This window comes from Parabacteroides gordonii MS-1 = DSM 23371 (assembly GCF_000969825.1).
Lineage (GTDB): Bacteria > Bacteroidota > Bacteroidia > Bacteroidales > Tannerellaceae > Parabacteroides > Parabacteroides gordonii.
Genome location: NZ_KQ033922.1, coordinates 165,980 through 181,706 on the forward strand (window position 1 = coordinate 165,980; position 15,727 = coordinate 181,706).

The 15,727-nt window shown below is 42.8% G+C and carries 13 protein-coding genes; 7 read left to right on the forward strand and 6 right to left on the reverse strand.

What is annotated here, in order from left to right:
• Positions 1 to 872: 872 nt before the first annotated feature.
• From HMPREF1536_RS26085 to HMPREF1536_RS26110, 6 genes are all read right to left on the reverse strand, one after another.
• Positions 873 to 1,619 (reverse strand): energy transducer TonB family protein, encoded by a 747-nt coding sequence (locus HMPREF1536_RS26085; RefSeq protein WP_225608114.1) that lies wholly within the window; start codon positions 1,617 to 1,619, stop codon positions 873 to 875.
• Between the two features lie 201 nt (positions 1,620 to 1,820).
• Complete coding sequence (locus HMPREF1536_RS26090) at positions 1,821 to 2,366, reverse strand: hypothetical protein (protein ID WP_028727498.1); 546 nt, start codon at positions 2,364 to 2,366, stop codon at positions 1,821 to 1,823.
• A 70-nt stretch (positions 2,367 to 2,436) separates the two neighbouring features.
• Positions 2,437 to 3,273, reverse strand: a complete 837-nt coding sequence (locus HMPREF1536_RS26095; protein ID WP_028727499.1) for an energy transducer TonB family protein — start codon at positions 3,271 to 3,273, stop codon at positions 2,437 to 2,439.
• 5 nt (positions 3,274 to 3,278) lie between these two features.
• On the reverse strand, positions 3,279 to 3,689 hold the full coding sequence (locus HMPREF1536_RS26100; RefSeq protein WP_007658774.1) for an ExbD/TolR family protein: 411 nt from the start codon (positions 3,687 to 3,689) through the stop codon (positions 3,279 to 3,281).
• 7 nt (positions 3,690 to 3,696) lie between these two features.
• Complete coding sequence (locus HMPREF1536_RS26105; RefSeq protein ID WP_007658773.1) at positions 3,697 to 4,407, reverse strand: MotA/TolQ/ExbB proton channel family protein; 711 nt, start codon at positions 4,405 to 4,407, stop codon at positions 3,697 to 3,699.
• Between the two features lie 38 nt (positions 4,408 to 4,445).
• Positions 4,446 to 5,162, reverse strand: a complete 717-nt coding sequence (locus HMPREF1536_RS26110; RefSeq protein ID WP_028727500.1) for a pyridoxine 5'-phosphate synthase — start codon at positions 5,160 to 5,162, stop codon at positions 4,446 to 4,448.
• Positions 5,163 to 5,247: 85 nt separating this feature from the next.
• Here HMPREF1536_RS26110 and HMPREF1536_RS26115 point away from each other — a divergent pair, with 85 nt between their 5' ends.
• The 7 genes from HMPREF1536_RS26115 to HMPREF1536_RS26145 all read left to right on the forward strand — a co-directional run bounded on the left by HMPREF1536_RS26115 (position 5,248) and on the right by HMPREF1536_RS26145 (position 15,643).
• On the forward strand, positions 5,248 to 5,907 hold the full coding sequence (locus HMPREF1536_RS26115) for a CBS domain-containing protein (RefSeq protein WP_028727501.1): 660 nt from the start codon (positions 5,248 to 5,250) through the stop codon (positions 5,905 to 5,907).
• A 15-nt stretch (positions 5,908 to 5,922) separates the two neighbouring features.
• Entirely contained in the window at positions 5,923 to 6,798 is an 876-nt protein-coding gene (locus HMPREF1536_RS26120; RefSeq protein WP_007658770.1) for an NAD kinase, read from the forward strand.
• A gap of 316 nt (positions 6,799 to 7,114) precedes the next feature.
• Positions 7,115 to 7,672: an RNA polymerase sigma-70 factor gene (locus HMPREF1536_RS26125; protein ID WP_028727502.1), complete on the forward strand. Its 558-nt coding sequence runs from the start codon at positions 7,115 to 7,117 to the stop codon at positions 7,670 to 7,672.
• 82 nt (positions 7,673 to 7,754) lie between these two features.
• Positions 7,755 to 8,747 (forward strand): FecR family protein, encoded by a 993-nt coding sequence (locus tag HMPREF1536_RS26130; RefSeq protein ID WP_044192004.1) that lies wholly within the window; start codon positions 7,755 to 7,757, stop codon positions 8,745 to 8,747.
• Positions 8,748 to 8,897: 150 nt separating this feature from the next.
• Positions 8,898 to 12,242: a SusC/RagA family TonB-linked outer membrane protein gene (locus HMPREF1536_RS26135; RefSeq protein WP_081693304.1), complete on the forward strand. Its 3,345-nt coding sequence runs from the start codon at positions 8,898 to 8,900 to the stop codon at positions 12,240 to 12,242.
• A 13-nt stretch (positions 12,243 to 12,255) separates the two neighbouring features.
• The gene (locus HMPREF1536_RS26140; RefSeq protein ID WP_028727505.1) at positions 12,256 to 13,944 is read left to right on the forward strand and encodes a RagB/SusD family nutrient uptake outer membrane protein; all 1,689 of its coding nucleotides are present in this window, start codon (positions 12,256 to 12,258) and stop codon (positions 13,942 to 13,944) included.
• Positions 13,945 to 13,960: 16 nt separating this feature from the next.
• Positions 13,961 to 15,643, forward strand: a complete 1,683-nt coding sequence (locus tag HMPREF1536_RS26145) for a hypothetical protein (protein ID WP_028727506.1) — start codon at positions 13,961 to 13,963, stop codon at positions 15,641 to 15,643.
• Positions 15,644 to 15,727 lie beyond the last annotated feature (84 nt).

A 15,727-nucleotide genomic window follows, 5' to 3' on the forward strand; every position in this document is an offset into this window, starting at 1 on the left:
CTCCCCAAAAACAGCGATAAAAGGAGGGATTTGCCATCTGCATATTCATATCCCCCTATATAATGACACTGAATGTATAGGCTTTTTTCATTAAAGTACTTACTTCTTGTTCTCAAAACCACCATATTAACCTGTTTTACACCTGTGTCTCGACGATGCTCGCAACCGAGTTTTGAGAGCATCAAGGCCTAGGTATTAAGCGATATTTATCACTATATGTCTGGCAATTAGTAATATACCGCATATAAAAAGACCGGCATGTATCCGGTTTCAGGACAAGACAGTGATAGTAGGGTGATAGATGAGTGATAGTTGAAATCGGCAACTGTCACCGCTACAAGCTTTGATTATAATAATATCCAATAAATCAGTGATAGTATGATAGTTATTTCTCTAAATATACTTAGTAAATATTGTTGGCTCAGTTCTTGCCGGAAGTGAGTGCGACAGTTATCCTATTTGGGTGCGGCAGCTATTTTAAACCGCTGCGGCAGCCACTACTATTGGGTGCTGCAGTCATTGGAAACAGGTAGGCTGTACTTGAGGAAAAGACTTGCATTTTTTATCTGAAAGGCTTACGGTTCATACCCTATATCCTGCGCAGCTTTATAATATAAGATAGCGAGTGATACCCTCTAGGCCGCAAGCTGGCACTATATAGGGAAGAAACCGGGTCAGTAGTGCCAGCTTGCCGACACTACTATCCCAAATGGCTGACACAGTAGTGCTACCACCTTGACTTATCCTAAGATACCCTCCATAAAGAAACGAGTAGGCATTGGACAGCAAACGAGTAGGCATCGGATGACAAACGAATAGGCACCCGTTTTTGAAGGTCAGGTGTTTTGAAATGTTAAGACCTGACTTTTTCTTTATTTTAGTTTATATACATAAGTGATCGTACCACTCTGGTTGTTAGCCCCGTTGATGCTGTTGAACTTCGCACGCTTGGCGGCATCCAACGCACTTTTACGCATGGAAGCGTTGTCGATGTTAGTACTTCTTCCTATTTCTGTAAATATTACATTCCCTTTCGGATCGACCGTAATGTTAATAACAATACGTCCTTCTTCCTGGATCGTGTTGGCGGGGCGGGGCAGGCCACCGGCTCCGATAGAACGACCGTTTAGGTTGAATGAACCGTAGCCACCTACGCCTTCGTTGGCTCCATGGTCGGAGTTGCCGAACGGACTGTTCTGATTGTTACTTTCTGTCTTTTTAATACCAAATGCTCCAGCAACATGGTTACTAATAGCTTGTTCTTTCTTATGTCGTTCTTCTTCCAAACGTTTTTTTTCAGCCTCTTCTTTTCTCTTTTGTTGTTCTTCTTTCTTTTTGGTCAAGGCGATATTATCTTCAATCTTTTGTGAAAGAGTTTTCTCTTTAGGCTGTTTATCCGTTTGCTCGGTATTTGGAATAGATGCTATTGTGTCTTGTTTTATATCGAAGGTTTGAGATGCTTGATTTTCTTTCCATAAAGACTCTTTAATATAGATTCCGGATGCAAATCCTTCACCGATAATAGTATCTTTAGATTGTACTTTAAGTAAAAGATGGCTTGGCTCAGCCTCTATTCGAAGATAGTTCTCGTCTTTTACATAACTTGTTACAAACTCCATTCCAAATGATTCTATAACAACTGTAGATTTGCCTTTGAAGCTGAAAGAGTCATAAACAGATTTACCTTCAATCAATACATACTTTCCTTCTAACTTATCTTTTGTATTTGTAGAAAAAAAGGAACATGAATTCAAGATTATAATACAAATACTTAGTGTGATGAATTTGTTGAGCATAGTAGTTCGATTTACTAGGTGTGTTTATTTACGAGTAGGATTTGCGGTATAACCGGACTTCCATTTAATATCTTTCGATGTATTATAATAGCGGTACTTAGAGTCTTTATATATTCCCGAATTAATACCGAAGCGTGTCGTACTTTCGATATGGACTGTATTACTATTTGTCTTTTTTCTTATCAGAGGGATATTTATACAGCCTCCTTCTATATCGATATTATCAAAGAGTTCAATAAGAGCACATAAAGGGCCGTTTATGACTTTCCCTTCGTGATCAATAATACTTCTAATCAGGATACCTCCATAATAATCATCATTGCTTTTGAAGGTAATGTCTACACCACTTAGGTGCGTATGCCATTGTCCGGCGGCCATATTACGTTTATATGTTGTGGTATCTGGATGATTATTGCTGTAGAAGTAGAATTCAATTTCAAGAAAGTCGTATGTTTTTTCTCCTTTTATTATTTCGTATTGATTAAACAGCTGTTTTGCTATGAGATCGAACCTTTGTTTAACAGTCTCTTCTGATGTGTTATATTCTATATTTAGTAAGTGCTTAATCATTTGTTGTTTAATAATAAAAATGATGATGCATTATGAGCTATTGCTTTCATGCATCATCATTAATAGTTTATTATTTTAGTTTATACACATAGGTAATCGTACCACTCTGGTTGTTCGCCCCGTTGATGCTGTTGAACTTCGCACGCTTGGCGGCATCCAATGCACTTTTACGCATGGAAGCGTTGTCGATGTTGGTACCTCTTCCTATTTCTGTAAATATTACATTTCCTTTCGGATCGACCGTAATGTTAATAACAATACGTCCTTCTTCCTGGATCGTGTAGGCAGGGCGGGGCAAACCTCCGGCTCCGATGGAGCGGCCGTTCAGGTTGAATGAACCGTAGCCGCCTACGCCTTCGTTGGTTCCGTGGTCGGAGTTACCGAACGGGCTTCCCTGGTTACCTGTTCCGGTTTCTGCATCGCCCTGGCTGTTGCCTTCAGCGCCACCGATACCGAATGCTCCGGCAACGCGGTTGCTGATGGCCTGTTCCTTTTTGCGACGCTCTTCTTCCAGACGTTTCTTTTCAGCCTCTTCGCGTTTGCGACGATCCTCTTCCTCTTTCCGTTTACGCTCTTCCTCTTTCTTCTTTTGCTCTTCTTTCTTTTTGGCTTCAGCCAGAGCAACACTTTCTTCGATATCCTGCGTAATGACTTCCTCCTTCGGCGTTTCTACCGGCGGAGTGGGTGGAGGGGGAGGCGTGGTCGTTTCCTGTGGCAGTTCCTGTCCTGTATATTTCGGTTCGAAGGTACCGGCGGCGGAATTGACATTCCCGAAGTTGACGAGGACACCCCCGTCTTCGTCCGGAATCTCCGTCCGTAATACCGTGAACAACAGGATCAGAAAGATCGCCAGGTGGAAAGCGACTGAACCGGCTATACTGTATATGTCATCTTTGTTGAATTTCATATCTGTTATTTCTGCGCACGGGTGGCAAGCACCATCTTGAATTTGTTTTCGTTCGCTATGTTCAGGATCTTTACGATTTCTTTATAAGGAACTGTCTCGTCAGCATAAAGGGCGACGAACATTTCGGGCTCTTTTGCATAACTGTCTTGCAGGAACGGGGTGATCTCGTCGAATGTGACCTGCGTTTCCCGCTGGTTACCGAAGGCTACGTAGTAGTTCAGGTTGGCATCGATGGTAACCCGTGTAAGCGGTTTGGCTGCCGTTTGCTTCTTGGCTTGCGGCAATGTTACCTTGATGGCATTCGGAATGACTACCGTAGAGGTGACCATAAAGAAGATCAACAGCAGGAATATGACGTCGGTCATGGATGCCATGCTGAAGGCTTCGTTTACTTTTGTTCTTCGTTTTAGTGCCATTCGCTTCTTAATTAGCCGGTTCGTTCAATAAATCCATAAATTCCATCGTACGGGCTTCCATCTTGTTCACCACGTTATCTACCTGCGATACCAGATAGTTGTAAGCAAACAAAGTGATGATACCGACTACCAGACCACCGACAGTTGTTACAAGGGCTTCGTAGATACCACCCGAAAGGAGGGATACGTCTACGTTTGTTCCGGCATTGGCCATATCGAAGAAGGCGCGTACCATACCTGTTACCGTTCCGAGGAAGCCGAGCATCGGGGCGCCGGCGGCTGTCGTAGCGATCAGCGGGAAGCCTTTTTCCAGCTTGGCAATTTCTAGGTTTCCTACATTTTCGATAGCAACGAGTACATCGTTCATCGGACGGCCCAGGCGGGTGATCCCTTTTTCAATCATGCGGGCAGAAGGAGTGTTGGTACTTCGGCACAGGTTGAGCGCCGAGTCGACTTTCCCTTCATGGATATAGTCTTTGATACGGTTCATGAAATTCTGGTCTTCTTTACCTGCGCGACGGATAACCAGTAAACGCTGGATGAAGATATAACCTGCCATTAGCGATAACAGCAATAGTACAACCATAATCCACCCTCCTTTAAAAGCGAGGTCTATCACGTTGATCTCTGCTTCAGTGGGGACTGTTACTGCCGTCAGATCCGGCATCTGCTCTGCTGTCTGTGCCCCTACTGCCTGTAGGGAAAGTAAAATACTCATAGGTTTGTATACTTATTCGTTAATATTAATTCATTAGTTTATTGTTGTAAGCATGCTTTATATAAAGAAATAGTTTCCTGCAATCCGTGATATAAAGCGTCACAGATCAAGGCATGTCCGATGGAAACCTCTTCCAGCCAGGGTATATTCTGACTGAACCAGGCCAGGTTCTCCAAGCTCAGGTCATGGCCGGCATTGACACCTATTCCGAGGTTCTTTGCCAGTTGAGCCGCTGCAATAAAAGGGGCAACCGCTTCTTCCTTGTTTACCGGATAATTGGTTGCGTAAGGTTCCGTATACAGTTCGATACGGTCGGTACCGGTTTTTGCCGCCAGTTCGATGTTGGCGAGATCGGTGCCGACGAAGATGGATGTACGGATTCCCTGTGCGGTGAAAGTGTCTACCAGTTCACTCAGCAGGTCGAAGTTCGCACTTACGTTCCATCCTGCATTCGAAGTGATAGCATCGGGAGCATCAGGCACCAGGGTAACCTGGGTAGGTTTAACCTTCAACACGAGATCTATAAAATCGTTACAGGGATATCCTTCAATGTTAAATTCTGTCCTGATAAGAGGTTTTAGTGCATATACATCGCTGTATTTAATGTGACGTTCGTCCGGACGAGGATGAACCGTAATTCCTTGTGCACCGAAATTTTCGCAATCTTGTGCGACTTTTAGAATGTCAGGCATGTTACCTCCGCGTGCATTACGGATGGTTGCAACCTTGTTAATGTTTACACTTAAATTTGTCATCGTATATCGTTATATCTTTTTTCTTTCATTACATTTGCACAAAAGTATCGGCAAATTTAGCAGAATTAAGGGAATTAACAGAATAATGTTGGTGAAAGATTTCATAACGAAGGAACTTCCGGTGTTAAAAAGTTTTGACACAGGGGAGTATGCATTAGCACTAATGGATGATTTTAAGTTAAAACATCTACCGTTGCTAAGCGAAGGGATATACCGTTGCCTGGTTTCGGAAAAGGATCTACTGGCTATGCCTGATCCTACGGCGACGATCGGCGAACCGGTTCTGTTTGCTCCCAGTGTGCTTGAAAATACGCATATCCATGAAGCGCTGGCTTTAATTACCCGTTACCAGCTTTGCCTGCTTCCGGTAGTAAGTCCGGAAGGGGAGTATAAAGGCGCGATTACACGGGATAAGCTGATCGACATTCTTTCGGAACTGTGTAATGCCGAGAGCTCCGGTAGTGTTTTTGTGCTGGAGGTGATGCCACAGGATTACTCGTTGACGGATATTGCCCGTCTGATCGAATCGAATAATGCGCATGTGTTGAATTTGCTCTCGTACACAGATAAAGATACCGGAAGATTGCACCTGATTATCAAGATCGACCTGGAAGATGCTTCACCGGTGATCCGTAGTTTCGAACGGTTTAATTATACGGTTCTCTATTATTTTATGGAAAAGGGAATGGTAGACGATCTGTTGCAGCAGCGGATGGATGAGTTGTTGCATTATATGAATATTTAATCAATTGACAGTTTTATGAAGGTTGGTGTATTTGGCAGTGAATATCAGGTAGAGAAACAGAGTCAGATAAAACGTTTGTTTGAAAAGCTTCGCTCGCAGGAGGCGGAGGTGTATGTGGACTCTCAATTCTACTACTTCCTGACAGATGTCCTGAATTTTGAGCCTGTAGTGGCCGGGTTGCTGACAGATGATGATTTCGATCTGGATGTGGCTCTCAGTGTGGGAGGTGACGGTACTTTCCTGCGTACGGCAGCCCGGGTGAATCGGCAGGATATTCCTATTCTGGGTATTAATACCGGACGGCTCGGTTTTCTGGCAGATGTGGGTGGTAATGATATCGAGGACACGTTGGATGAGTTATTCAAGAACTATTATAAAATAGAAGAACGTACTTTATTGCGTCTGAATACGGAAGGCCGTGTTTTTAAGGGGTATAACTATGCGTTGAATGAGATCGCCATATTGAAGCGCGACACCTCTTCAATGATCACGATCCATACGTCGCTTAATGATGAGTACCTGGCTTCATACCAGGCAGACGGATTGCTGATCGCAACACCGACCGGTTCGACAGCTTATTCCATGAGTGTGAACGGCCCGATCATTATACCGCAAAGTAACAATATCGTATTGAGTCCGGTTGCCCCTCATTCCCTGAATGTTCGCCCTCTGGTTATTCCTGATACTTATAAGATCACGCTAGGGGTCGAGAGTCGGAATAAATATTTCCTGATCTCACTGGACGGACGTTCGGAAATATTCCCTACCGGTATACAACTGACGGTATCGAAAGCGGATTATACAACAAAAGTGATTAAAAGATATAATCATACCTTTTATCAGACGCTCCGTGAGAAGCTCATGTGGGGTGCAGATGCAAGGATGAAATAGAGGATTGTAGCTGAATTATGCTGCAAAAAGATGTTTTATAGCATGTATTTGTTAAATCATATTAAAGATGCGAGAAAAACAAATGATATATTATGCTACATAACATAAAATCTCTATATTTGCACTGTGTTTTTCATGGTATTAGATTTAAGGTTAACAATGAAGATTGGCTGTCCGTGATGGATAGCCTTTTTTATTTTCTGCCAATTGGACTTTCCTGAAACAATTATTTTTATATTTGCCTTTGATAAAATCCACATAAGTAATTTTAGTACGATTGATATCGGTCTTATCGATGAAGGGGAGGTTTACTTTTATGATTACATCCAGGGAAGATGAGTATGTTAAGGCGCTGAGTAACGGTGATTCGAAAGCATTCGAATTATTGTTTCTGCGTTATCAGCCTAAACTTGTCTATTTCTTTACAGGCTTTGTACACGATGACGAGATCGCGCAGGACTTAGCCCAGGATCTTTTTTTTAATCTTTGGAATAACAGAAGCAAGCTTTCGGATATACGTTTGTTTCAATCTTACCTTTATCAGATGGCACGTAACATCTTATACAATTATTATGATCATTCTTTGGTGCAGGAAAAATACGGGATGGCGCAATTCTTATCTCCATCGGTATCCGATGATCCGGAAGAACAGTTATTTGCCAGCAACTTACAGGAATTGATTAACCTCAGAGTCGATCAGATGCCTCCCCAACGGAGACAGATTTTTCGTATGAGCCGGATGGAAGGTTTGAATAATGAGGAAATTGCAAACCGGCTCAATATAAATAAACGGACTGTCGAGAATCATTTAACCGTTGCTTTGGCAGACTTAAGGAAAATGCTTAAGGTTTCTATTCTGCTCTTTTATCACTAATTCTGTGTTTTCTGTAAAAAAATCAATTTTAGACTGTGTGTAAAACCGAAGTTCGCTTTCTTATTTATAAAAAGCGATAATTATGCACGAAAAAGAGATAAAGGAGATAATCAGGTTATTTTTTGGAAAACGGTTTTCGAAGGACATTCAATTGCGTTTTCGTTATTGGTTTCGTTCGGAAGAAGATCGTGATGAAAAGGAGGATGCCTTGCAGGAAATCTGGGAGACAAGTCCGTCTGATATTTCAGAGCAGACCTGGAGCAGACTGTCGGAAATGCAGGACAGGATTTCAAAGTCACGGAATGTGACATTACCGGAGAGACGCAACAGGCGCTGGTTGAAATATGCAGCAGTAGCCGCTGTTTGGATACTGACAGTGTTCACAACCCGTTATTTCTCTGAACAGGATGTTAAAATAGTATCTCCGAAACTAACCGAATTTTATGTTCCTTATGGTGATAAGCAGGAGATAACGTTATCCGATGGCTCTGTTGTGTGGGTAAATGCCGGGTCAGTCCTTATTTATCCTTCGGAGTTTACAGCTGCCACACGTACCGTTTTTCTTAGTGGGGAAGCTTGTTTCAATGTGGCGAAAAATCCGGAACAGCCGTTCATTGTAAGTACGAAACATCTGGATGTTCAAGCTTTGGGTACTGTTTTTAGTGTAGATGCTTATCCCGGTGCAACAGAAACTATTGCAACGTTGGAGGAAGGAAGTATACAGGTGGATACGAAACCTTCGATGACTCCGGCTTCCGTTTTAAAGCCCAATGAACAATTCATCTACTCCCATTTGACACACCGGGCGACAATCAATGTGGTTGATGCTGAACAAGTCTCGGCCTGGAAAGATGGTTACCTGATATTCAAAAATGCCAGCTTTGAAGAAGTGACTGCCGCTTTGGAACGCAAATATAACGTGACAATTAATTATAATGCGGAAAAATATAAGGGGCGTACCTATTATGTGAAATTCAATCCGGACGAAAGTATAGAAGATGCTCTTCTGATTTTAAAACATCTGATAGAAGATTTCAGATACCGGATAACAGGGCAAACAATCAGTATAAACTAAAAGAAAGGAGGAACCACAGCATATATAAAAGAAAGACGGGGAGAACGACCGGCAAAATCTCCTCCCCGTATTTTGAAATCATAGAATACCATCAAAAACATTTCAAGAAATATTAAAATAGTATTCATATTAATAATAACACACAAAGATATGCGAATTACCTTTCTAATACAATCAGAAAAGACTAAAATCTTTTCATGTATATTAATTACATTCCTATTGTTGGCTTTTGCACCATTGGCAGAAGCACAAAATCAAAAGGTTCATCTGACCGGAACGGATATTTCTCTCCGTACTGCTTTTGAGCAGATAGAGAAACAAACAAAGATGTCGGTAGATTATGATGCGAAAATACTTGATACTTCGCGTCCGGCTCCTGCAACTTCGGGGGAAACAACTGTCGGCGATCTGATGAAAGTGTTGTTGAAAGACTCCGGTTGTACTTTCACGATACAGGGATCACATATCCTTATTTCGAGGCAGGTGGTTGCTGAAAACAAAAATAAGGTAGCCGGATCGATAACCGATGAAAGAGGAGAACCTGTAATCGGAGCATCCGTATTGGAAAAAGGAACAACCAATGGAACTATAACAGATCTGGATGGTAAATTTACATTGGAAGTGTCTTCCGGTGCCGTTTTATCAGTCAGTTTTGTTGGCTACCAGACTCTTTCCGTTAATGTAGAGGGGAGGAGAAATGTCAATATCACTCTGAAAGAAGATATGGAACAGCTGGAAGAAGTGGTTGTTGTCGGTTATGGTACACAAAAGAAATCCAGTTTAACAGCCTCCGTTGCTACTGTTCCTGCCCAGGAGTTGAACAAACAAGTGGGACACTCCGTGGCATCTGCCCTGCAGGGACGTACTCCTGGTGTGGAAGTATTGCAAAAAGGAGGAGAAGCAGGTGCTGATATAAAGATACTTGTGCGCGGAGCCGGTACATTCGGCGCTACGGAGCCTCTGTATGTCATCGACGGTGCATTCTCAAACAATGGCCTTAACTCGTTGAATCCGTCGGATATCGAGTCGATGGAAATATTGAAGGATGGTTCTGCTGCTGCCATTTATGGTTCACGGGCAGCGAACGGCGTAGTTCTGATCACAACGAAACATGGTCAGAAGGGGAAGGCGAAAGTGGAGATATCCGCAAACTACTCTATGCAAACACCTTCCAAATACCTGGATTTCCTGGATGCAAACGAACATCGTGAATATACAAAGCAGCTTGTCGCTAATTCCAGTAATCAGACCCAGGCACCGGAAAATGTAAATCCGACTGATCCGGGTATCAATACGGACTGGCAGGATGCTTATTTAAGAAACTCACCTATGTATAATCTGAATGCGGCTATTTCCGGTGGTGGTGAATATTCGACTTTCAATACCAGTATCGGTTATTTCGATCAGCAAGGTATTATGGAGTTCTCCGGTTTCAAGAAGTACAATGCACGTGTGAACGGAACTTTCAAGAAAGGCCGTCTGACTGTCAGTGAAACACTTTCTGCCGCATTCACGAATAAAGAACCACAAGTAAGAATGGTCATGGGGATTCCGACCGTGCCGATGACAGATGCCGAAGGACGATATGTTTCGGCAGGCAGGGAGTTTTACGTGAACGAAAGTAAGGTTACGAATCCTTTCGCTTCTTATTCCAATACCGTCAGAAGAAATAAGACGGTCAATGTAACAGGTAGCTTAAACATAGGATTGAACTTGTTTAAGGGGTTGGACTATAAGCTTGTACTGGGTGGTGATTATATTTCCACAAATAATTATTCCCGTTCCATTGCATTCGATTCCAACTGGGATGCCAATGGTGACCCGGATCCAGATTACAGCCGGACGCTTAACTCCCTGTCGGAAAGCCGGGGGCAGCGATTCAACTATACGATCGATAATATATTGACTTATAAGAATACTTTTGAAGGTCATACTATCGACGCAATGATAGGTACCAGCTGGATGCGTGAATATTACAGAACAATGGGAATCGGTTCGGGTTCTACGGATCTGGGAGGCCCCAGTATTACTATCTATAATGGAAAAGGAGATATAACCAGCGAGGAATATAATTCGGCTTTACTTTCATTTTTCGCCCGGTTAAACTATGACTACAAAGACCGCTATCTTGTTTCTGCAAGTATCCGTAGTGATAAGTCTTCAAAATTTGCCAAAGGAAACCGGGTAGGGTATTTCCCTTCTGTCTCTATTGGTTGGAATATACATGAAGAAGAATTCTTTAATATCGATTGGATCAGCAGAATGAAAATTAGAGCCAGCTATGGAGAATTAGGGGCAAACTTTATTGATCCTTATTCATTCCTTTCCACGGCATACGGCCCTATTCCATCAGTGTTCGGTGAAAATCAAACCGGACAGGAAAGTGTGATGAACGGTTACGTTACTAAATTTGCTCAGGAGAACCTGACGTGGGAGAAATCTATCTCTAAAAACATCGCATTAGAAATGGCATTTCTGAATAATCAATTATCATTCACGGCCGAATACTTCTGGAAAGATAACAATGACCTGCTTGCTCCGTTGCTGCCTTTGGCTTCATCCGGGCAGACCATTATGACAAATGGAGGTGATTTACCAGTTTTCAACTCTGCGTCGGTAGAGAACAAAGGCTTTGAATTTACGGTAGGTTATCGTAAAGACTGGAAAGACTGGAGCCTGGGCGTTACAGCCAATATTTCGGCATTGAAAAATAATGTGAAGAGTCTGGGCGAAGGGGTACAACCTATCAAGGCGGAAGTGATGATGAGCGGTTCATTCAACGACCGTCCTACCATTACTAAGCCGGGGCTTCCTATCGGTACATTCTGGGGATATGTGGTCGATGGTTTTGATGCTGACGGAAACTTTATTTTCCAGGATAATAATGGCAGCGTGGATGGTGTATTGACCGGAAAACCGGATGGAAAGATCGATGAAAACGACAAAACAGCTATCGGCAATCCTCATCCGGATTTTACTTATGGGTTGAACATCAATGTCGGTTATAAGAACTGGGATCTGACCGCTTTCTTCCAGGGCACGCAAGGCAATGATGTCTTTGCTTTGATGAAGTACGACTGGTATTTCGGCGGTGCCAACAGTGCTATTCTGAAAGATGCTTTTTACAACTCGTGGACTCCGCAGAATACGAATGCAGAGGCTCCTAAGCTGAATAGCAAGAATAGTTCGGGTATCAACTCGCTACCAAGTACATTTTATGTAGAAGACGGTTCTTATTTCAGATGCAAGAATTTACAGATCGGTTATTCTTTTGACAGGAAGTTGTTGCAGAAGCTCCATGTCGATCTGGTGCGGATTTATGCAGGTGTACAAAATCTGTTCACTATCACCAAGTATCCGCTGTATGATCCGGAAGTTAGTTCCAACGCGCTGTTCGACAGAGGAGTGGATGGATTCTGGCAGGCGCAGGAGAGTCCGCATGAAGCAACAATGAACTCCAGAGTATATAATATCGGTATCAATTTAACTTTCTAAAACTCGTATGAATATGAAAAACAGTTTGCATAAAATATTAATATGGGTCATCGGTTTCGTAATTACCGGGATGATGACTTCTTGTGAAGACATTTTTGACGAATTGTCTGTCAATCCGAATCAGTTGGATGTAAATTCATTCTATACTACACCGGAAAATTGTAACAAAGGAGTTCTGGGTATCTATGGTTACATTTCTACTCCGCGTAACCTGGGTGCTTGTGGCTTCGGGTTGATGCTGACCCGTAGTGATGAGGGATGTTCAGTAGCCGATTATGGTGTACCCGGTGCTTATAACGAGGAATTTACTCCCTCGTATTATTCTTTGGTACAGCCGTTTCAGTTGATGTATACGGCAGCATCGCAGGCGAACCAGATGATAGAAAGTCTAACTGATCTTGAATTTAGTAATAAAGAACAGCATGATGCTTATCTGGGTGAAGCTTATTTCCTTCGTGCATTCACGCACTTTTTCTTATTCATTAATTACAGGAACATACCTTTAATCAAAGAATTACCAAAAGCCCCAAATGAATATAAACCGCAGGCAACACCGGAAGAGGCCTGGGATTTTATCATAGGTGATCTGATTAAAGCGAAAGACCTGCTCCCGGGTAAGGATTATTGGGATTTAAAAAACAAAGGCCGTGTTACCAGGGCTTCAGCTTGTGCCCTTTTGGGTAAAGCTTATCTGTATCGTTCGGGCATAGAGCCTAAATACGGTACTTCCCAAACGACTTATTATGATGAGGCGGCAGCTGCATTTGCTGAGATCATCAATGGAAATTGCGGTAATTACCGACTGGTAGACGATTATTCGTGGAACTTCGACGTAACTCATGAAAATAACGATGAGTCTATTTTTGAAATACAATTTGTCGGTGTGTTGAATACCGGATTTAATCCCGGTTTTGTGGATAGCGGCCTGTTTAATGATATCCGTTGTAAAATGTGTATCATGAATAAAAACAGAAATTCGAACAGTTCTGCACAAGTGATGCATAATTGGTTATATGACAAATTTGTTGCCTCAAAGACCGTTGATGGCAAGACTGATCCACGGATGTTCGGGTCGTTTGTTTTTAATGATAATGCTCCGGAAATTATTAATCCGGACGGAATGAAAGTGACTTTCCTGGAAAATAAAAACTGGGAGGCAGAGATGGGATCCAAAGACGGAACATTCGGCGAACAATATGAACTGGCTGCCGGATATAAGATGTGTAGCAGAAAATGGATGGACTGGACACTGCCTCCAACAGATGATGCCGGAGCCCATTTTTTCAATGGCCGTGCACAAGGTGTCAACTGGAGAATGATTCGTTATTCGGATGTCTTGCTGATGTATGCCGAAGCAGTCGTAATGGGAGGTAAAGCTACGGCTAATATAACCCCGTTGGAAGCGATCAATCGTGTACGTGACAGGGCCGGTGTTCCTCATATTGCAGATGCAAATATGGAAACGATCGAAAATGAACGTATTCTGGAGCTTACTTACGAAGGATTTCGCTTTTTTGATTTACTTCGTTGGGGAAAAGTGGTGGAACGTTTCCGTGAGTTGGAAGCTTCCGATCCTTTGTTTAAGAAGTTTAGCAGAGCTCAGTATATGGGTTTCCAGGAAAACAAGAATGAGTGGATTCCGCTGCCTATCGATGAAGTAGAAGGTAATCCGTATATAATTAAGAATAATCCAGGTTGGTAATTAAAATAAAGATAACATGAAAATAGCTTATTATTTGATATGCACTGCTTTTCTTTCGGGTTGTGTCTCTTCGCAAAACAATTGTCCGGTAGAAGGCAATGGCAAAACTTTGCATAATGGAATAGTTCTTCCGGAGCTTTGGCCTCCGGGTATGGTGGATGATGGCGTTTGTCGTGAAATGCCTTTGCCGTATATTGAAAACAAACCGGCTGTTATCCCGATTAATCTCGGACGCCAGTTGTTTGTCGATGATTTTCTCATTGCAGAAACAGATATGCAGCGTGTCTCTCACAAAGCAACGTTTTACGAAGGAAATCCGGTACTTGCACCGGATAAGGAATGGGAATATACGTTTGAACGTGCCCCTTATGCAGCTCCTTTCAGCGATGGCATCTGGTATGATGAGACTGACCGGAAATTCAAAATGTGGTATCTGGCCGGTGCGGGATCTATGCATAAACACCGCCAGAGTTTTTACACCTGTTATGCCGAGTCGGTCGACGGTAAACAGTGGGAGAAGGTTAATATGGATGTGGAACCGGGTACCAATATTGTCGATACTTGTGACAGGGATGCTGCTACGGTATGGCTGGATAAAACGTGTCCGGATCCGGAAAAGCGTTTTAAACTTTTCAATGTAGAGAAGCACCGGGGTGGTTGGAAAGTGATCCTGAAATATTCGAAAGATGGCATACACTGGTCGGAAGGGGTGGCTCAATCCGGGCCGGTAGGCGACCGTACCACGGCTTTCTATAACCCTTTCACCGGGAAATGGGCACTGAGTCTCCGGCAAGGAGCTAAAGCGGACGGACGCTCCAGGGGATATCTGGAAAATGAAGATCCGGAAATGGCTGTCAGTGTGGCGCATTCGTTGGCGGCGGGTATCAAAGATAAAAATATAGTCTTATGGTTTACTCCGTCGGATAAGGAGTTGGTGCATCCTGAATTTCCGGATGTGCGTCCTGCCATCTATAACTTTGATGCTATGCCTTATGAGAGTGTCATGTTGGGATTTTATGCTATGTGGAAAGGGCCGGAGAATGATGTTTGCGATAAATTAGGTATTCAAAAGAGGAATGAGATTGGAATGGGATACAGCCGCGATGGTTTCCATTTTTATCGTCCTACTTATGAACCGATTATGGGTGTCAATGAAACGGACGGGGCATGGAACTGGGGAAATATGCAATCGATTATCGGCGTACCGCTGATTGTAGGTGATTCCCTGTATCTGTATTCCAGCGGAAGAATGAAAAACGATGTCATGTGGGATGGTTTTACTTCCACGGGTATGGCAACCTTACGTCGTGACGGGTTTGTTTCCATGCAAACTCCGGGGCAGGGTTTCCTCACTACCGGAAATATAAAATTTGACGGTAAGTACTTTTTTGTCAATGCACAGGTTAAAAACTTGCAGGTAGAGATATTGGATGAAAAAGGAAAAGTAATCCCCGGATTTTCCAAAGATGACTGTGAAGCATTGAAGGATTTAAATTCGACCAAACAAATGGTTACGTGGAAATCCGGAAAAGACCTGTCCTCTCTTACTGATAAAGTCGTGAAAATAAAATTCTATGTAACTGATGGTGACCTGTATGCTTTTTGGATTTCTCCCTGGAAAACAGGTGAAAGCCGAGGATATACAGGAGGTGGTGGCCCCGGTTTGAATCCGACAGGAATAGATAGACCCATACAATGAGAAAGATGATTTCTATATAATAAATATGGTATGTAGTATATTTCGTTAACCATATTAAAGGTACGGTAAATATGCTGCATACCA